At 62.7% G+C, this 18,975-nt stretch carries 16 protein-coding genes; 10 read left to right on the top strand and 6 right to left on the bottom strand.

The window, feature by feature from the left end:
* The first annotated feature begins 61 nt into the window (after positions 1-61).
* Together J5J09_RS21235 and J5J09_RS21230 are read left to right on the top strand one after the other, a co-directional pair.
* Positions 62-1,180 carry a mandelate racemase/muconate lactonizing enzyme family protein gene (locus J5J09_RS21235; protein WP_208554220.1) on the top strand — a complete coding sequence of 373 codons (1,119 nt, stop codon included), beginning with the start codon at positions 62-64 and terminating at the stop codon, positions 1,178-1,180.
* A 225-nt stretch (positions 1,181-1,405) separates the two neighbouring features.
* The gene (locus J5J09_RS21230) at positions 1,406-2,920 is read left to right on the top strand and encodes an aldehyde dehydrogenase (NADP(+)) (protein ID WP_208554219.1); all 1,515 of its coding nucleotides are present in this window, start codon (positions 1,406-1,408) and stop codon (positions 2,918-2,920) included.
* Between the two features lie 52 nt (positions 2,921-2,972).
* Here J5J09_RS21230 and J5J09_RS21225 read toward each other — a convergent pair whose 3' ends face one another.
* From J5J09_RS21225 to hutI, 5 genes are read right to left on the bottom strand one after another with little or no spacing between them, the layout of a single operon-like run.
* Positions 2,973-3,551 carry a HutD family protein gene (locus tag J5J09_RS21225; RefSeq protein WP_208554218.1) on the bottom strand — a complete coding sequence of 193 codons (579 nt, stop codon included), beginning with the start codon at positions 3,549-3,551 and terminating at the stop codon, positions 2,973-2,975.
* A gap of 8 nt (positions 3,552-3,559) precedes the next feature.
* Positions 3,560-5,245 carry a urocanate hydratase gene (gene hutU / locus J5J09_RS21220; RefSeq protein WP_208554217.1) on the bottom strand — a complete coding sequence of 562 codons (1,686 nt, stop codon included), beginning with the start codon at positions 5,243-5,245 and terminating at the stop codon, positions 3,560-3,562.
* 1 nt (position 5,246) lies between these two features.
* Positions 5,247-6,056, bottom strand: a complete 810-nt coding sequence (hutG, locus tag J5J09_RS21215; RefSeq protein ID WP_208554216.1) for an N-formylglutamate deformylase — start codon at positions 6,054-6,056, stop codon at positions 5,247-5,249.
* A gap of 1 nt (position 6,057) precedes the next feature.
* Positions 6,058-7,593: a histidine ammonia-lyase gene (gene hutH / locus J5J09_RS21210; RefSeq protein WP_208554215.1), complete on the bottom strand. Its 1,536-nt coding sequence runs from the start codon at positions 7,591-7,593 to the stop codon at positions 6,058-6,060.
* Positions 7,590-8,852: an imidazolonepropionase gene (hutI, locus tag J5J09_RS21205; protein WP_208554214.1), complete on the bottom strand. Its 1,263-nt coding sequence runs from the start codon at positions 8,850-8,852 to the stop codon at positions 7,590-7,592. The genes hutH and hutI overlap by 4 nt, the downstream gene beginning before the upstream one ends.
* 121 nt (positions 8,853-8,973) lie before the next feature.
* Between hutI and J5J09_RS21200 the strand changes: the two genes are divergently transcribed.
* A complete protein-coding gene (locus J5J09_RS21200) occupies positions 8,974-10,320 on the top strand; it encodes a formimidoylglutamate deiminase (RefSeq protein ID WP_208554213.1) in 1,347 nt (448 codons plus the stop codon).
* 96 nt (positions 10,321-10,416) lie between these two features.
* Positions 10,417-11,136: a histidine utilization repressor gene (hutC, locus tag J5J09_RS21195; protein ID WP_208554469.1), complete on the top strand. Its 720-nt coding sequence runs from the start codon at positions 10,417-10,419 to the stop codon at positions 11,134-11,136.
* A 6-nt stretch (positions 11,137-11,142) separates the two neighbouring features.
* Here the strand turns inward: hutC and J5J09_RS21190 are convergent, their stop codons facing one another.
* On the bottom strand, positions 11,143-12,255 hold the full coding sequence (locus J5J09_RS21190; protein WP_208554212.1) for a histidinol-phosphate transaminase: 1,113 nt from the start codon (positions 12,253-12,255) through the stop codon (positions 11,143-11,145).
* A 132-nt stretch (positions 12,256-12,387) separates the two neighbouring features.
* On the opposite strand from J5J09_RS21190, the gene J5J09_RS21185 reads away from it, so the two are divergent.
* The 6 genes from J5J09_RS21185 to hisD all read left to right on the top strand — a co-directional run bounded on the left by J5J09_RS21185 (position 12,388) and on the right by hisD (position 18,972).
* A complete protein-coding gene (locus J5J09_RS21185; RefSeq protein ID WP_208554211.1) occupies positions 12,388-13,155 on the top strand; it encodes a glucose 1-dehydrogenase in 768 nt (255 codons plus the stop codon).
* A gap of 302 nt (positions 13,156-13,457) precedes the next feature.
* Positions 13,458-14,591: an ABC transporter ATP-binding protein gene (locus J5J09_RS21180; RefSeq protein ID WP_208554210.1), complete on the top strand. Its 1,134-nt coding sequence runs from the start codon at positions 13,458-13,460 to the stop codon at positions 14,589-14,591.
* A 34-nt stretch (positions 14,592-14,625) separates the two neighbouring features.
* Complete coding sequence (locus J5J09_RS21175; protein ID WP_208554209.1) at positions 14,626-15,741, top strand: PotD/PotF family extracellular solute-binding protein; 1,116 nt, start codon at positions 14,626-14,628, stop codon at positions 15,739-15,741.
* A 121-nt stretch (positions 15,742-15,862) separates the two neighbouring features.
* Complete coding sequence (locus J5J09_RS21170) at positions 15,863-16,807, top strand: ABC transporter permease (protein WP_208554208.1); 945 nt, start codon at positions 15,863-15,865, stop codon at positions 16,805-16,807.
* On the top strand, positions 16,804-17,604 hold the full coding sequence (locus J5J09_RS21165; protein ID WP_208554207.1) for an ABC transporter permease: 801 nt from the start codon (positions 16,804-16,806) through the stop codon (positions 17,602-17,604). Before J5J09_RS21170 ends, J5J09_RS21165 begins: the two co-directional genes overlap by 4 nt.
* A 39-nt stretch (positions 17,605-17,643) precedes the next feature.
* Positions 17,644-18,972, top strand: a complete 1,329-nt coding sequence (gene hisD / locus J5J09_RS21160) for a histidinol dehydrogenase (protein WP_208554206.1) — start codon at positions 17,644-17,646, stop codon at positions 18,970-18,972.
* Positions 18,973-18,975: the final 3 nt, after the last annotated feature.

The raw sequence follows: 18,975 nt of genomic DNA, 5'->3' as shown, positions 1-18,975 counted from the left end.
CTTTTGTGTCCGATGTCGTGTTCGTGTCGGACGACTGATGGAAACCGGGAGGAACAAACATATGAAAATAACCAAAGTCGAACCCTTCATCGTGCATCTACCGCTGACTTCCGATTCCATTTCCGACTCCACGCACAGCATCACCCACTGGGGCGTGGTCGGGGCGAAGATCACCACCTCGGATGGCCGCTCAGGTTATGGTTTTACCGGGACGCATGCCCATCTGGCGTCAGACCGTCTCATCACGGCCTGCATCCGCGACTGCTACGCGCCGTTGCTGATCGGCGAGGACGCCTCCGACCATTCCCGTCTCTGGCGAAAGCTGGCCCGCAATCCAGCGCTTCAGTGGGTCGGTCGTGCCGGTATAACGCATCTGGCCCTTGCCGCGATCGATGTGGCGCTTTGGGATATTAAGGCAAAAGCGGCGGACCAGCCTCTGTGGAGCTATCTGGGCGGCGCCCGCACGGATCGCGTGGAGGCCTACAATACCGATATCGGTTGGCTGTCTTTCGGCCTTGCGGACCTTCTGGCCGGAGCAGCCCGGGCGGTTGAGGAGGAGGGGTTCAGCCGGCTCAAGATCAAGGTCGGGCACGACGATCCCAATGTGGATATCGCCCGGCTTTCCGCCGTGCGCGAACGCGTCGGCTCGGGGGTGCGCATTGCCATCGATGGCAACGGCAAATGGGACTTGCCGACATGCATGCGGTTTTGCGCGTCCGCGCGCGACCTCGACATCTACTGGTTCGAGGAACCGCTCTGGTATGACGATGTCGAGGGGCATGCGTCTCTTGCCCGCGGCACATCCATCCCCATCGCGCTCGGTGAACAGCTCTATACGGTCGATGCGTTTCGCTCGTTTATAAGTGCGGGTGCTGTCTCCTATGTTCAGCCGGACGTGACCCGTCTCGGCGGAATCACGGAGTATATACAGGTCGCGGATCTGGCACTCGCCCACCGTCTTCCGGTCGTTCCGCATGCGGGCGAGATGAGCCAGGTACATGTCCACCTGAGCTACTGGCATCCCGCGTCCACCATCCTTGAGTACATTCCGTGGATCAAAGACCATTTCGAGGAGCCGATCGACGTCCGCGAGGGTGTCTATAGGCGGCCGGAACACCCGGGTGCAGGCACGACGGTTCTGGAAAGCAGCTTCGATCGCTACGGCAAGGCGTTGGCGTGAGACGGTTATGAGGTCGACAAGGGGCTTGTTCCGCCTGCCAATCTGCTTACATAAAGCGTCCTGAGCCAATCTTGGGGCCGTCATGTTTGGCCTGTATTCTCCGCGTCTGGAGAAAAATCAGAAAAAGTATGATAATTCGCGACAAGGGGCTGGACGCTCGATCCCTGGCGCGCCAGAAGGTCGGGCAAGAAACCAACCGACCACCGACCGGAAGAGGAATATTCGATGACTTTTACACCGCACGGCAAGAACCTGATCGCAGGAGAGTGGATCGGCTCAGACGTCCGTTTCAAATCCTCCCCGGCCCACGGACCGTCCCACGAGTTTTCGGGCGGCACGCCGGCACTCGTCGACCAAGCGGTGAAGGCGGCCGAAGAAGCGTTCTGGACCTACGGCTACACGACACGCGAGGAGCGTGCCGCTTTTCTCGAGGCGATCGCCGACGAGATCGAGGCGCGCGGCGAAGCCATCACCGAGATCGGCAGCCAGGAAACCGGCCTGCCGGAAGCGCGCCTTCAGGGCGAGCGCGGCCGCACGACCGGCCAGTTGCGCCTCTTCGCAAGCCATATCCGCAAGGGTGACTATCTCGATCGTCGTCACGACGAGGCGCTGCCGGATCGCAAGCCGCTGCCGCGCCCGGACATCAAGTTGGTCCAGCGGCCAATCGGCCCGGTCGCGGTCTTCGGCGCGTCGAACTTCCCGCTGGCCTTCTCGACCGCGGGCGGCGATACCGCTGCCGCGCTCGCAGCCGGTTGCCCTGTTGTCGTGAAGGGACATTCGGCCCATCCAGGCACCGGCGAGATCGTCGCGGAGGCCATTCATGCCGCGATCAAGAAGTGCGGCATGCATCCCGGCGTGTTCTCGCTGGTCCAGGCCAATTCGCGTGACGTGGGCGAGGCGCTCGTCAAGCATCCGCTGATCAAGGCGGTCGGCTTCACCGGCTCGCTCGGTGGCGGACGTGCCCTGTTCGATCTTTGCGCCGCCCGTCCTGAGCCGATCCCGTTCTTCGGCGAACTGGGTTCGGTGAACCCGATGTTTATCCTGCCGGAAGCGATCAAGGCACGCGGAAGCCAGATTGCCCAGGGCTGGGCAGGGTCTCTGACCATGGGCGCCGGCCAGTTCTGCACCAATCCGGGTATCGCCGTTGTGGTCGACGGTCCCGATGCCGATGCCTTCATCGAAGCAGCGACCAAGGCTCTCGAGCCGGTCGGTGCACAGACCATGCTGACGGACGGCATCGCGGCGGCTTACCGCGCCGGTCGTGACCGCATTGCCGGCACCAAGGGTGTCCAGGAACTGCTGACCAGCACCTGCGACCTGCGCAATGCAACGCCTTATCTTTTCGCGACCTCCGGCAAGGAATGGCTGGACAACGAAGTGCTGGGCGAGGAAGTGTTCGGTCCGCTCGGCCTGATCGTCAAGGTCAAGGACGAGGAGGAGATGCTGAAGATGGCGCGGTCGCTGCACGGTCAGCTGACCTGCACGCTGCACATGGACGCCGGCGACACCGGCGTCGCGAAGAAGCTGATGCCGATCCTGGAGCGCAAGGCGGGCCGTCTGCTCGCCAACGGCTTCCCGACCGGCGTGGAAGTGTCCGAGGCCATGGTTCACGGTGGACCTTACCCGGCATCCACCAACTTCGGCGCCACCTCGGTCGGCACGATGTCGATCCGCCGCTTCCTGCGGCCGGTCTCCTACCAGAACATCCCTGATGATATTCTTCCGGGCGATCTTCGGTAAGTACAGTCCTAGAAAAGCAAAGGGCCGGATCGATGATCCGGCCCTTTGCGTTTCAGTTAGCGAGGTCTATGCCGATGAAGTAGGCCGCTGTCGGCGTGACGGCTTCGATGGTCAGATTTTCGTGACGGGCGATGTCGAGAATGACATCGAAAGCATCGACCTCTTCCGAATGGCCGCTCGCGGTGATCTTGGCTCGGCTCGTAAACACGATCATGTTGAGGTCGTGTTCGGCGGTGACGGTTGATGACTGCGAGCAGACGAGGCGGCTCATCCGGTGCGTGGCGGAGCCGCGCAGGGTCATGATGTTGAGATCCGTGGTCTCGCCGCCCTCGCTGATCGCCTCGACCACCGCGTCTCCGGAAAAGCTGTAGGGTTCCCCGAGAGCGTCGAGCGTCGCCTCTTCCTTACCATCGACCACCAATCGTACGGGCTTGCCACTCAGCGCCGCGATGCTCCGGTCGATGCCGGGGAAGAGGGAAAACGGTCCGGAACCCTTGATCGTGGCGAGGCTCAGGCGCCAAAGAAACGGCGCGTCCGGACGCGGAGACGGTGCCAGCGCCACCTCGCGGGTGACGCCGAGGCCGTTCTTCCACGGCATGACCTTGTGGTCTTCCGAACGCTGGATGCGCATCCTGTGGCTCAGTTTCCGAGTATGCCTGGCAGGCGGAGGCCTTTTTCCGTCGCGCAGTCGAGCGCGATGTCGTAGCCGGCATCCGCATGGCGCATGACGCCGGTGGCCGGATCGTTCCACAGCACACGCTCCAGGCGGCGGTCGGCATCTTCCGAGCCGTCGCAGCAGATGACCATGCCGGAATGCTGGGAGAAGCCCATGCCGACGCCGCCACCGTGGTGCAGCGACACCCAGGTGGCGCCGGATGCGGTGTTGAGCAGGGCGTTGAGGAGCGGCCAGTCGGAGACAGCGTCGGAGCCGTCCTTCATCGCTTCGGTCTCGCGGTTCGGCGAGGCGACGGAACCGCTGTCAAGGTGGTCGCGGCCGATGACGATCGGGGCGGAGAGTTCGCCGTTCCTGACCATCTCGTTGAAGGCAAGGCCAAGCTTGTGGCGGTCGCCGAGACCCACCCAGCATATGCGTGCCGGCAGGCCCTGGAAGGAGATGCGCTCCCGCGCCATGTCCAGCCAGTTGTGCAGGTGCTTGTTGTCGGGCAGCAGTTCCTTCACCTTGGCGTCTGTCTTGTAGATGTCTTCCGGATTGCCCGACAGCGCCGCCCAGCGGAACGGGCCGATGCCACGGCAGAAGAGCGGGCGGATGTAGGCCGGCACGAAGCCGGGGAAGGCGAAGGCGTTTTCCAGCCCTTCATCTTTCGCGACTTGACGGATGTTGTTGCCGTAGTCGAGGGTCGGAACGCCGGCGTCCCAGAAGGCGACCATGGCTTCGACGTGGCGTTTCATCGAGGCGCGGGCCGCCGCCTCCACGGCCTTCGGGTCGGTCTCGCGTTTCGCCTTGTGCTCGGCGACGGTCCAGCCGGCCGGCAGGTAGCCGTTCAGCGGGTCATGGGCCGAGGTCTGGTCGGTGACGATGTCGGGGCGCGGGCCGCCGGCCTTCATGCGGGCCACCAGTTCCGGGAAGACTTCGGCGGCATTCCCAAGCAGGCCGACGGATTTGGCTTCACCGGCCTTGGTCCACTCATCGATCATGGCCAGTGCTTCGTCGAGCGTCTTGGCCTTGGCATCGACATAACGAGTGCGCAGGCGGAAATCGATGCGGGTTTCGTCGCTCTCGACAGCAAGGCAGCAGGCGCCGGCCATGACGGCTGCGAGCGGCTGGGCGCCACCCATGCCGCCGAGACCACCTGTCAGGATCCACTTACCCTTGAGATTGCCGTTGTAATGCTGGCGGCCGGCCTCGACGAAGGTTTCGTAGGTGCCCTGCACGATGCCCTGTGTGCCGATATAGATCCATGAGCCGGCGGTCATCTGGCCGTACATGGCCAGTCCCTTCTTATCCAGCTCGTTGAAATGATCCCAGGTCGCCCAGTGCGGCACGAGGTTGGAATTGGCGATCAGCACACGCGGGGCGTCCTTGTGGGTGCGAAACACGCCCACCGGCTTGCCGGACTGAACGAGAAGGGTTTCTTCTTCCGTCAGCGTCTTCAGCGTTTCCGCGATCTTGTCGAAATCGGCCCAGGTGCGGGCGGCGCGGCCGATGCCGCCATAGACTACGAGTTCATGCGGGTTTTCGGCGACATCCGGGTCGAGGTTGTTCATCAGCATGCGCAAAGGCGCTTCGGTCATCCAGCTCTTCGCGTTGAGTTCGTTGCCGCGCGGTGCGCGGACTTCCCTGATGTTGTGGCGCGGGTTGGTCATGTCAGGTCCCCATGGCTTTCAGTTCGTAAGCGACGGCCTCGATGCGGCCGAGAATGGATTTCAGGTGAACGCGGAGCTTTTCCGCTTTTTCGGGATCGTAGTCGAAGGGTGGTTCCTCGGTCGCGAGGTGGGTCGACTGGGCGAGCTCCATCTGGAGAGCATGGACGCCATCGCCTGGGCGGCCGTAGTGCCGCGTCGTCCAGCCACCCTTGAACCGACCGTTGACGATACTGGTGTAGCCGGGCGCATATCCCGCGACTTCGGCCGTGACTCGCTCGAATTCCAGAGCGCAGGAAGCTCCGGAATTGCTGCCTATATTGAAGTCCGGCAAGGTGCCCTCGAACAGGAAGGGTATATGTGACCGGATCGAGTGGCAGTCATAAAGGAAGGCCAGGCCGTGGATCGCCCTTATCCGCTCGATCTCGGCCGACAGGGCCGCATGATAGGGCGCGTGGAAATCGCGCAGGCGTTCAGCGATGTCGTCTGGATCCGGTTCCTCGCCCTCGCGCCAGATCGGCTGTCCGTCGAAGTCCGTTTCCGGGACCAGTCCCGTGGTGTTCTGGCCGGGATAGAGGCTCACGCCTTCAGGATCGCGGTTGGCGTCGATCACGTAGCGATGGAAGGTGGCGCGGACCGTCGTCGCCTCGGGTAGGAGGCCTGCGTAGAGGTCGTGGATATGCCAGTCGGTATCGGCAAGGATTTTGCCGTTGTCGTTCAGGCGCTTCCAGATGGCGTCGGGAACGTGCGTTCCCGTATGCGGGAAGGCGAGGATGACGGGCGATGTACCGGGGATGACTTCAACAACCGACATGTCAGGTCTCCAGAACCGGCAGCAAGCCGGAAGAGATAGCGGCGGTGAGCGCGCCGGATGAGACGAGTTCGGACGCGGCAACCAGATCGGGCGCCATGTAGCGATCCTCTTCCAGCGACGGAATGGCGGAGCGGATCGTGGCGATGACCTTCACGAGTTCCGGGCTTGTCGCGAGCGGCGCGCGGAACTCCACGCCTTGCGCGGCGGTGAGCGCCTCGATGCCGATGATGGCAAACAGGTTGTCGGTCATCTGCAGCAGGCGGCGGGCGCCGTGGCAGGCCATCGAGACATGGTCTTCCTGGTTGGCGGAGGTGGGCGTCGAGTCGACCGATGCCGGGTGCGACATCTGCTTGTTTTCGCTCATCAGCGCGGCTGAGGTAACCTCGGCGATCATCAGGCCGGAGTTCAGGCCCGGCTTCTTCGCAAGGAAAGCCGGGAGACCGTAAGAGAGAGCCGGATCGACGAGGAGAGCGATGCGCCGCTGGGCGATGGCGCCGATTTCGCATATGGCGAGCGCCGTCTGGTCTGCGGCGAAAGCGACGGGTTCGGCATGGAAGTTGCCGCCCGAGACAACGGAACCATCGGAGAGAACCAGCGGATTGTCGGTGACTGCGTTGGCTTCTATTTCCAGCGTGCGGGCCACCGAACGCAGGAGGTCGAGGCAGGCGCCGTCGACCTGCGGCTGGCAGCGGATGCAATAGGGATCCTGCACGCGCTCGTCGCCCTCGACGTGGCTGTTGCGGATTTCGGAGCCTTCAAGCAACTGCCGCAACGCTGCGCCGGCATCGATCTGGCCCTTGTGGCCGCGCAGCGTGTGGATATCCGGATGGAAGGGAGCGGACGAGCCCATGGCGGCGTCCGTCGACAAGGCCCCGGTGATGAGCGCCGCCTGCGCTGCCCGGTGGGCACGGAACAGGCCGGCGAGTGCAAGAGCGGTCGAGGCCTGGGTACCGTTGATCAGCGCCAGTCCCTCCTTGGCGGCCAGCACGACGGGCGTCAGGCCGGCGCGGTTAAGCGCGGTGGCACCATCTAGGCGTTCTCCGGCTAAGAAGGCCTCGCCATGGCCCATCATGACCGCGGCCATGTGGGCGAGCGGCGCGAGGTCGCCGGAAGCGCCGACGGAGCCCTTTTCCGGGATCACCGGGGTCACGCCCCGTCCCAGCATGCCTTCGATCAGGCGGACGAGCTCCAGGCGCACGCCGGATGCGCCACGGCCGAGGGAGACGAGCTTCAGCGCCATGATCAGGCGGACGACATTGTCCGGCATGGGTGCGCCGACGCCGCAGCAATGAGAAAGGATCAGGTTACGCTGGAGTGTCGCGGTGTCGGCGGCATCGATCTTGATCGAGGCAAGTTTGCCGAAGCCGGTATTGATGCCGTAAACGGGGGCGTTGCCGGCCGCGATCGCGGCAATGCGTTCGGCAGCCTTGACGATCCCGGCATCGAACGAACGGTCGAGGACGGCGTTCGTGCCATTCCAGTAGATATCGGAGAGTTCGGACAGGCTTACCTGACCAGGCTTGAGGGTGATCGTCATAGGCTTTTGCCTTCTCCCTTGAAGATGCGGCCGGCGAGCGGATTGAAGCCGATGCGGTAAACAAGCTCGGCCGGGCTATCGATGTTCCAGATGGCGAGATCCGCGGATTTGCCGACTTCCAGCGTGCCGGTTTCGCCAAGGAGGCCGAGGGCACGGGCAGCCTCGCGGGTCGTGCCGGCAAGGCATTCCTCGACGGTCAGGCCGAAGAGCGTCGCCGCCATGTTCATGGCGAGCAGCAGTGAGGTCAGCGGCGATGTGCCGGGATTGCAGTCGGTGGCGACAGCGATCCGGGTTCCGGCCTGACGCAGCGCGGCGACCGGCGGTTTGCGGGTTTCGCGGATGGCGTAGAAGGCGCCGGGCAGAAGGACGGCGACGGTTCCTGATGCGGCCATGGCGGCGCCGCCGTCGGCGTCCAGATATTCGAGATGATCGGCGGAGAGCGCGCCATAGCTCGCCGCGAGTTTCGCGCCGCCGAGATCGGAAAGTTGTTCGGCATGCAGCTTGACGCGCACGCCGAGTGCCCTGGCGTGATCGAAGACGCGGGCGATTTCTTCCGGCGAGAATGCAATGCCCTCGCAGAAGCCGTCGACGGCATCGACCAAGCCTTCCATGTGGGCCAGATCAAGGCCGGGGAGGACGACATCCGTGATATAGTCGCCGTTGCGGCCACGATACTCGACCGGTGTCGCGTGGGCGGCGAGCCATGAGGTGACGATGCGGACGGGGCGAAGCTCCTGCAGGCGGCGCGCGGCGCGCAGCATTCGGAGTTCGGCGTCGATGTTGAGGCCGTAACCTGACTTGATCTCGACCGTGGAGACGCCTTCGGCCAGCAGAGTGTCCAGACGTGGGAGGCTTTCGGAAACGAGTTCGTCGACGGACAGCGCGTTGGTGGCCTTCACGGACGAAACGATGCCGCCACCGGCGCGCGCGATTTCCTCGTAGGTGGCGCCGGCGAGGCGCATCTCGAATTCGCGGGCGCGGTTGCCGCCATGGACGATGTGGGTGTGGCAGTCGATCAGCGCGGGGGTGACCCAGCGGCCGCCAAGATCATTCAACACGGAGTCGGATTGCATGGCCTGCGTGACATCGGCCATCTCGCCGACCCATTCAATTCGTCCGCCACGGGCCAGGATCGCTCCGCTCTCGATGATCCCGAGGCCTACTTTCGACGGATCCAGCGTTGCGATGCGAGCATTGGACCAGAGCGTTTGTCGCTCCGGCCGCGCACCGTGTCCTATTGCAGATTCGTTCCCGGTCATTTGTCTTGACCCTTTCATTTCTTGAAAACATGTATATACATAACGGAAAACTTGGCAAGACGAAATTTGATGCCAGTGATGCGCGAGGCATAGTGGCGCTGGCGAAACGGAGAGGATGCCCGTGATCACGATCCATGCGAAGTCCGCACTTTTGACCGACGGCTGGGCCGGCAATGTAAGGATTGCCATCGATGGCGCGCGGATCGCGGCGATCGTGACGGATGTCGATGCCGAGCCGGGTGATGATCGCCGGGCGGTCGTCGTGCCAGCCCTGTCGAATCTCCACAGCCATGCGTTCCAGCGGGCGATGGCGGGTCTTGCCGAAACGCGGGGGCCGGCAGACGACAGCTTCTGGAGCTGGCGCACCACCATGTATCGTTTCGCCTTGAACATGACGCCCGATCATGTCGAGGCGGTGGCGGCCCAGCTCTACATGGAAATGCTGGAGGCCGGCTATTCGCGGGTCGGGGAGTTTCATTATCTGCATAATGACCGGGATGGAGGCCATTACGCGGACATCGCCGAAATGGCTGGCCGTATCGCGGCAGCGTCGGCCGACACCGGAATCGCACTGACACTTCTGCCTGTCTTCTACGCCCATTCCGGATTTGGCGGGTTGCCGCCGATCGAGGGGCAGCGGCGCTTCATTCATTCGCCGGAGAGTTACGGCCGGCTGATGGAAAGGTGTTCGGCGCTGATCGGCAAGCTTCCCGGCGGAGTGCTCGGCATAGCACCGCACAGCCTGAGAGCTGTGACCGCGGAGGAACTACGTGCACTCCTGCCGCTTGCCGGAACCGGTCCCGTGCATATCCATGTGGCCGAACAGGTGAAGGAGGTGGAGGACAGCCTTGCTTTTTCAGGTGCACGACCGGTTCAGTGGCTGTTGGACAACATGCCTATCGACGATCGCTGGTGCCTTATCCATGCGACCCATATGACGGATGACGAGACGCGGCGGATGGCACAAAGCGGCGCGGTCGCGGGGCTCTGCCCGATCACCGAAGCCAATCTCGGCGATGGGGTGTTCAACGCGCCGCTCTTCCTGAGCGAAGGAGGACGATTTGGCGTCGGGTCCGATTCCAATGTCCTGATATCGTTGCCCGAGGAGTTGCGGGTTCTGGAGTATTCGCAGCGGCTGACCCGCCGAGCCCGTAACGTGATCGTCGATCCCGGCGGATCGACCGGGCGCAAGCTTTTCGATGTGGCCCGAATTGGCGGCAATGCGGCGCTGCAGTCCGCGACCGGTCTCAAGGTCGGCGGCGATGCCGACATCGTTGCGCTCGATGCGTCCGGGGCGCCGCATGTCGAGGGTGACCGGCTGCTCGATCACTGGATCTTTGCCGGCGGCATCGCGGTGGACGCCGTCTGGGCTGGCGGTCGCAAGCAGGTCGAGGGCGGACGGCATGTGAGGCGAGAAGAGATCGTCGACCGGTTCCGTGTAGCGATGGCCGACCTGGTCGCCGATTGACGGCCGCAGGTGACGTGAATATTTCCCTTCGGCCGAGGCCGATGCTGCGCTACAGGAGCGTGAGGCTCAAAGCGAAAGCGGCGAAACGTGGTGGACATCATCAGCCGGGACTCGACCCTGCATCAGCGCATCCTGAACGATATCGAGGGCAAGATCGTGTCCGGCGACTGGCCGCCGGGGCATCGCTTGCCGTTTGAGGTCGATCTGGCCGCGCAGTACGGCTGTTCCCGGATGACGGTGAACAAGGTGATGACGCAGCTCGCCAAGGCCGGGCTGATCGAGCGTCGCAAGAAACTCGGCAGTTTCGTGACGCAGCCGCAGGCACAGTCCGCCGTTCTTGAGATCAACGATATCGAGGCGGAGGTGAAGTCGCTGAATCTTCCGTATTCGTTCGTGTTGAAACGGAGCGGGATACGAAAGGCGGACGCCGCCGATGTCCGGCTTCTGGAGGTTTCGCCGGGGACGCGGGTGCTGTCGATGACCTGCATCCACTTTGCCGGGACGCGACAGTTCTGCATCGAGGAGCGGCTCATCAACCTCGCCAACGTGCCCGAGGCGGAAAGTGCCGATTTTACGGCTCATCCCCCCGGACAATGGTTGGTCCGACAAGTGCCCTGGAGCACGGCCGAACACCGCATTCGTGCCGTTGCCGCCTCGACCGAGATCGGCGCGATGCTCGGCATAACCAAGGGAGCTGCCTGCCTTGTCGTCGAGCGGCGCACCTGGAGTGGGCTTGGGCCGATCACGCAAGTCCGTCTGACATATCCGGGCGACACGCATGCCCTCGTCGCCCGATTCACGCCCGCCTCGCGTTGACGAGCTTCAGGCCGGGTCGTCCAGCGCCGCCAATGCTTGGAGGAACTGGTCGTTTTCCTTGCGCGAACCGATGCTGACCCGGATGAAGCTTTCGAAGCCCGGTTGCTTCCAGGGCTTGACGATGACGCCTTGCCGGAGCAGGGCCTCTGCCACCTGGGAAGCGTCCGCCCGCATGTCGATGAACAGGAAGTTGCATTTCGACGGTGCGATCCGATAAGCTAATGACGTCACCGCAGCCCGGACACGCGCTCGTTCCGTCAGCGCAAGCTCGAGTGAGTGTCGCAGATGTTCGTGATCGTCGAGCACGGCAAGGGCGGATGCCTGTGCGATGGCATTTGTGTTGAAGGGTGTCCGGGCGCGGTTGAAGAAGTCGCAGAGGCTTGCGTCACTGACAATGCCGTAGCCGATGCGTAGGCCGGCCAGCCCGAAAGCCTTTGAGAAGGTTCGCAGCACCACCCAGTTGCGACCGCAATCCTTCAGCATGGCGACCGCGTCCGGATAGTCCTCGCCGGCGGCATACTCGGCATAGGCCTCGTCGACGACCATGAGCGTTTCCGGATCGAGGGCGGCGATGACCCTAGACAGTTCCGCGGGTGACAGCCAGCAGCCAACCGGGTTCATCGGATTCGAGAACATCAGCATCCGAGGCTTGCGGGAAACGGCATCCAGGAGCGCGTCCATGTCGATTGTGAGGTCTTCGGTAACGGTGACCCGCTCGATCTTGCCGCCCATCAGGGTCGTATAATCTTCATGCAGGGGAAAGGAGGGATAAAGCGTCGCCACGGTGTCGCCGGGCCGAACGACCGAGCGGCAGATGACGCCGATCAGATCTTCCGAGCCGTTGCCCAGGATGACCTGACCATCATCGACGCTGAAATCGGTGGCAAGCCGGTTCCGTAGCGCGCGACCCTGCGGATCCGGATAGAGCCGGGCCAGTTCGCCGATGTCGGGAAAGAGCCCGCGCAGCCTTGGCGACGGACCGAGCGGGTTTTCGTTCGAACCGAGCTTGGCGATGTCGTCGACCCTGTACTTTGCCCGCACCTCTTCCAGCGTCAGCCCGGCATTGTAGGCGGCGATGGAGCGGATTTCCTCCCGGACAGGGCTTGAAGGGTTTGCCATTTTGCAGTCTCCATGAGGTGCATTTGCGAGGTCGTAATCATAGGCCGGGATTGTCATTCTGTATATATGTATAGACATGACATTCCGAAAATGCTGTGATTTCTGCCGGGGAACTCGAAACAAGGAGCCGTCATGTCCCGTCCCATCTTTGACCTTTCCGGCCGCCGTGCCCTCGTAACAGGCGCCAGTCGCGGTATCGGCCAGTCGATCGCGCGCGCCCTTGCCGAGGCCGGTGCCGATGTGGCGGTCACCGCGCGGACGGTTGAGGGATTGGCCGAGACCCGTACGCTGATCGAAAAGGCCGGCAGGCGCGCCGTGACGCTTGCCCAGGACGTGCGCGACGTCGAGGCCTGCGCAAGCGTTACGAAGGCGGCGGCGGAGGCGCTGGGCGGCCTCGATATCCTGATCAACAACGCCGGCTTCGAGAATGTCCGGCCATCCTTTGACGTGGACGAAGCGCTTTGGGAGCAGATCCTCTCGACCAATCTGAAGGGTGCGTTTTTCTGCGCTCAGGCAGCTGGTCGCATCATGGCTGACACGGGCGGGGGCGCGATCGTCAATCTTTGCTCGCTGACGTCCTATGTCGGCATTCCGACCGCGGTGCCTTATGGCGCCTCGAAGTCCGGATTGCTCGGCGTGACACGTGCGCTGGCGACCGAATGGGCGGCGCATGATATACGCGTCAATGCCATTGCGCCCGGGTATTTCCGGACAGCGATGACCGAGGTCTTCTACGAGAACGAGGAATGGCAGTCGCGGATGCTGGAGAAGATTCCCCAGCGTCGTTTCGGCACGGAGAGTGACATAGGCGGCGTCGCCGTCTTCCTCTGCAGCGACGCCGCGGCCTACATCACCGGCCATTGTATCCCGGTTGACGGCGGTTATCTGGCGTCGATCTGATCAGGCGGCGTCTCCCGCACCCTACCGGCAGTTTATATGGCATGGAACTCCCGCACAGCTTGCTTGCTTTTCAACTGTCAGCCGGCGAGACTGATCGGGCGCAGTCTATCTTTTTCGCGACTGCACAAATATTAGGCACCAAAGTTTGCGGCGCAAAAAATACGCAGGTTCGGTTGACGGTACTTGTATGAATATGTATAGACAAGTTAACGCAGGACCTGGCGGATTAATCGCTGCCGGGCAGGGTAAGGGGAGCTTCTCGGCGGCATTGTCCGTTTGACGGAGCATGACAAGGGAATGCCATGGGCGCCGTTTCAGCCAGCCTTCATCCGGTCCAGCCGGCCAGCCAGATTGCTGTTTCTGTTCAGAATGTCGGCATGGTTTTCGGTGACGTGCATGCGGTTCGCAGCGCCTCGTTCGATCTGCCGAAGGGCAAGTTCCTGACGATCCTTGGTCCTTCCGGTTCGGGCAAGACAACGCTTCTGCGCATGATCGCCGGCTTCGACAGGCCTACATCGGGCGAGATCTTCATCAATGGCCAGCCGGTGAGTGCCGTGCCGCCGCACAAGCGGGCGATCGGCATGGTGTTCCAGAAGCTGGCGCTCTTTCCGCATATGACGGCGGCCGAAAACGTTGCGTTTCCGCTCAAGATGCGCCGCCACGATGCGCGCACAATTCCGGCAAAGGTCGAGCGCTATCTCGATCTCGTGCGCCTCGGCGGCTATGGCGGCCGGCGGATTAACGAACTCTCCGGCGGCCAGCAGCAGCGCGTCGCGATCGCGCGCGCCCTCGTGTTCGAGCCGGACCTGCTGCTCCTTGACGAGCCGCTCGCGGCACTCGACCGCAAGCTGCGAGAGGAAATGCAGCTTGAGTTCCGCCGCATCCAGAAGGAGCTCGGCGTGACGACAATCAATGTGACCCACGACCAGCGCGAGGCGCTGGTGGTGTCGGACGAGATCATCGTCATGAGCGGCGGCGAAATCCAGCAGAAGGCGCGGCCGATCGACGCTTATCGCGCGCCAAGCAATGCCTTCGTCGCAAACTTCATCGGCGTGACCAATTTCATCGAAGGCAAGGTTGTCGATCTTGCAGAGCGTAATGTCTCACTCGAGGCGAACGGCATGCGTCTTTCGGGTGTCGTCGCCGATGCCGCGCTCGTGCTCGGCGCCGTGTGTGCCGGAGCGGTGCGCGCCGAGCAAATCCGTATCGCACCGAAGGGCGGCCGTCTCGACGGTCTCGAGATCGTCGTCGACGGGCAGGTCGTCGACTGCATCTTCGAGGGTGAGCGCGTGGTTTACGAAATCCGGGTTCCGGGACTGGCTGACGCACTGATGCGCGTCTTCGACCATGATCCGGAATCGCATTTGCAGTTCGGTCCTGGCGACGAGGTTCGTCTCGGCTGGAATGCAAGGGATATGCATGTCTTTCAAAAATGACCCCGAGAAGGTCCAGCCAGAGGAGAATCTAGTCATGTCGCATGAAAAATTCCTGTCCGCGCAAATGCGTCGCCGCACGCTGCTGGCGTCGATGGCCGCAGCCGGTGCTTCGGCGGGCCTGTCGACCCTCGGTGTCAGCCGCGCGTTCGCGCAGGAGCCGGAAAAGCCGGCCGAAATCATCGTCCGCGCCTGGGGTGGCAGCTGGGTCGACGCGCTGAAGGCCGGCGTCTCCGACAGCTTCACCAAGGCGACGGGCATTGCCGTTCGTCACGACCTGACGGAAGACAATGAAATCCAGCCGAAGGTCTGGGCCGCGGTCGCCCAGGGTCGCGTTCCGCCAATCCATATCAACTGGGATACGACGACCAACGCCACCAAGTCGGCGCTGCGCGGTGTCACCGAGGACCTGTCGGACCTGCCGAACCTCAAGGATGCCACCGATCTCGCCAAGCCGGTCGGCCTCGACGGCTATCCGATCGTCAACACTTACGGTTATGTCTATGTGCTCGCCTATCGTCCGTCGGCGTTCCCGGACGGTCCGCCGAAGTCCTGGAAGGATTTGCTCGATCCGAAGCTCAAGGGCCGCATCGCGCTCTACAATGATGGCATCGGCTTCCACTTCCCGGCTCAGGTCGCCGGTGGTGGCAAACTGGAAGATATCCCGGACAACATGCAGCCTGCCTGGGACTTCATCGCGAAAATCAAGGAGCAGCAGCCTCTGCTCGGCGAGGATCCGGATTTCACGACCTGGTTCCAGAACGGCGAAATCGATGCCGCCTGCACCATCTCGACCAATGCGCGCGAAGCCAAGAAGAACGGCATCGACATCGCCTGGGTCGTCCCGGAGGAGGGCGCCAAGTTCGATACCGACGGTCTGTGGATTCCGAAGGGGTTGCCGGAAAACGAACTCTACTGGGCCAAGCAATACATCAATCATGCCCTGACGAAGGAAGCCCAGCAGATATGGCTTGACGGCCTTGGTCTGCCCGGCGTCATACCCGGCATCACTCCGCCGGCCGATCTCGTTGGCGACCCCTCCTATCCGACGACGGAAGAGGACTTCAAACACCTGATCCGCATCTCCGCCAAGGTTCAGGTCGAGAACGAGAGCCAGTGGTTCGCCAAGTTCAAGGAAATCATGCAGGGCTGATGGTCCTGCCTGCCCGCCGCTTCCCCTCTGGCGGCGGGCACCCTTTGCAAGATGAATTGATACGCGGTCCGTATGCAAAGTCGCTTCGCGCTTTCTCTGGGCCTGCCTGAGGATCGGTAACATGCGCGCTCCCCGTGCCGCATATCCCCTGACGTGGCGCGTCATGGATGTGCTTGAACGCCTTGCGGCCATGATCTGGCCGTCGAGCTTTCAACGAGGCCTTCCATACCTCATGCTGCTGCCTGCGGTGGTGCTGGTGGGTCTGCTTGTGCTCGGTCTTTTCCAGATCGGCGACACCAGTTTGAGGACGCTCGATACAACGACCTTCCTGATGTCGGAGAACTATACGATCGCCAATTACCAACGGGCGTTGACGGAGAGCTTTTTTGCGACCGTTGCCGGCCGCAGCCTGATGGGATCGGTGATCGTCACGGCAATCACGCTGCTGTTCGCCTTTCCCTATGCCTACCTGATGGTGCGCACACCATCCTCCGCGCTGCGCAAGTTTCTGCTCGTTGCACTGTTTCTTCCGTTCTTCATCGGCCAGGTGGTGCGGGCCTACGGCTGGCTGATCATTCTCGGCAACCAGGGCATGGTCAACGAAGCGCTTGGCCTTGTCGGCGTGCCGCCGATGCGTCTCCTCTACAACTACCCAGCGGTGCTTTTCGGTCTCGTCCAGTACATGCTGCCATTCGCCGTGCTGATGCTGGCGCCGGCGCTGACGGCGATCCCCAGCGAGCTGGAATCGGCCGCCGCATCGCTTGGCGCCGGTTGGGTCCGCACCTTCCGCCATGTCGTGCTCCCTCTTTCCCGTCCTGGGCTGGTCGGTGCTGGTCTCGTTGTCGTGACGCTGTCGCTGACCGATTTTGCCATTCCCGCCATTCTCGGCGGCGGGACACAAGATTTCATCGCCAACGCGATTTACGACCAGTTCTTCCGCACCTCCGACCAAGGACTGGGCGCCACGCTGTCGCTGCTGCTTGTGGCGGTCGGCTCCATCCTGGTCGGCGTGGTGTTCACCCTGTTCGGTGCCGGGACGCTCGCTCTAGGGGAGACGCGCAAATGACCGGCAGCCGCAGCAAGACCATCACGCTTTGGGCCTTCGTCGCTACAGCGCTCGTCATGCTCTCGGCGCCGACCATCGTCGTGCTCGGAGCATCGTTTACGGCCGGCAACATCATTACCTTCCCGCCGGATGGCTTGTCATTGCAATGGTACAGCAAGATCGCGCAGGCGGCCGACCTGCGACAGGCCTTCGTGCGATCCCTCATCGTTGCCACAATATGTACCGCAATCGCCATTCCCGTCGGCACGCTCGCCGGCATCGCGCTGGCGAAATACCGGGTACGCTTTGCGAATACGATCCAGGTTTACCTGCTCCTCCCGTTCACCATCCCGCTGATCGGCTCCGGCATCGGGATGATGCTCGTCTTCGGCGAGATGGGCGTGGTCGGCCGGCTGTGGCCGCTCGGTATCGCCTGTTGCGTCATCAACCTGCCCTTCATGATCTGGGCGGTGACGGCGAGCGCCAGCAACCTTTCGCCCGACCTTGAACTGGCGGCCGCCAATTGCGGGGCGCCGCCGCTGCAGCGCTTCCTCTACATCACCCTGCCGGCGGTCCTGCCGGGCGTGATCACCGGATCGCTGCTGATGTTCATCCTGGCGCTCAACGAGTTTCTGGTGAGCCTGCTTCTGGTGGATGCCCGCAGCGTCACGCTGCCGGTGCAGATCTACAATTCCATCCGCTCGATCATCACGCCGGATCTCGCCGCTATCTCGGTGGTCTTCATCGCCTGCGCCGGTCTGGCGATCGCGCTGCTTGACCGCCTCGTCGGTCTCGACATCTTCCTCAAATCGAAATGAGCCTTCGGCACTTGCCGGCCCCATACCAAGGACAAGACGATGACCCATGTGTCTTTCTACGAATACTCCAAGCTTAGTGCCGATGAGAAGGTCGCCCTGCTGCGCCGCTCGGAGACCGATATTTCGAGCTTCATCGAAAAGGTCGCGCCTATCCTGGAAGCCGTGCGCACCGAGGGCGACAAGGCGCTCGCCCGTTTCGGTCGCGAACTCGACAAGGCGGATGTGACCGAAGCCAATCTCAAGGTCACCGAGGCCGAGTTCGATGCCGCCTTCAAGCTGGTCGACAAGAGCGTCATTGAGTCGATCCAGTTCGGCATCGACAATATTCGACACTTCCATGAAGAGCAGAAGCCCGAAGCGATGTGGCTGAAGGAAATCCGTCCCGGTGCCTTTGCCGGCGATCGGTTCACGCCGATCCAGTCGGTCGCGCTTTACGTTCCTCGCGGCAAGGGTTCGTTCCCCTCGGTAACCATGATGACTTCTGTCCCGGCAGTGGTCGCCGGCGTGCCCAATCTTTCCATCGTGACGCCGCCGGCGCCGGATGGTTCGGTCGATGCCGCGACGCTCGTCGCCGCTCGTCTCGCTGGTGTCGAGACCGTCTACAAGGTGGGTGGCGCGCAGGCTGTGGCCGCCGTTGCCTACGGTACCGAAACCGTCAAGCCGGCGCTGAAGATCGTCGGTCCGGGAAGTCCCTGGGTGGTCGCGGCCAAGCGCTCGTTGTCGGGTGTGATCGACACCGGTCTTCCGGCAGGTCCCTCCGAGGTGATGATCCTTGCCGACGATACGGTGCACGGCGGTCTCGCGGCGCTCGACCTGCTGATCGAGGCGGAGCATGGACCTGACTCGTCAGCCTATCTCGTTACCCATAGCCGTCGGGTTGCCGAGGAGGCATTGGCGGCTCTGCCCGAGCATTGGGCGAAGATGACGGAACAACGCGTCGCCTTCTCTACCGCTGTCCTGACCGGCAAGACCGGTGGCATCGTTCTCACGTCGTCGATCGACGAGAGCTACGCCTTCGTCAACGCCTACGCACCCGAGCATCTGGAGCTTCTGTCGGAAGAGCCTTTCATCCATCTCGGTCACATAACCGAGGCTTCCGAAATCCTGATGGGTACCCATACGCCTGTCAGCATCGCCAACTTCTCGCTCGGTCCGAATGCGGTGCTGCCGACCAGCCGCTGGGCGCGCACCTTCGGGCCGCTGTCGGTGACGGATTTCGTCAAGCGCAGTTCGATTGGTTATGTCACGGCGCCTGCTTATCCGGAATTCGCCAAACACTCGCATAATTTGGCGATCTACGAAGGCTTCTCGTCGCATGCGCTTGCAGTCTCGCCGGTGCGCGACGCCTATTTGAAAAAGGGTGGCTGAGCC

The sequence above is a fragment of the Ciceribacter sp. L1K22 genome (assembly GCF_017599385.1).
Taxonomy (GTDB): Bacteria; Pseudomonadota; Alphaproteobacteria; order Rhizobiales; family Rhizobiaceae; genus Allorhizobium.
This window is presented reverse-complemented; position numbering and strand designations above follow the sequence as displayed.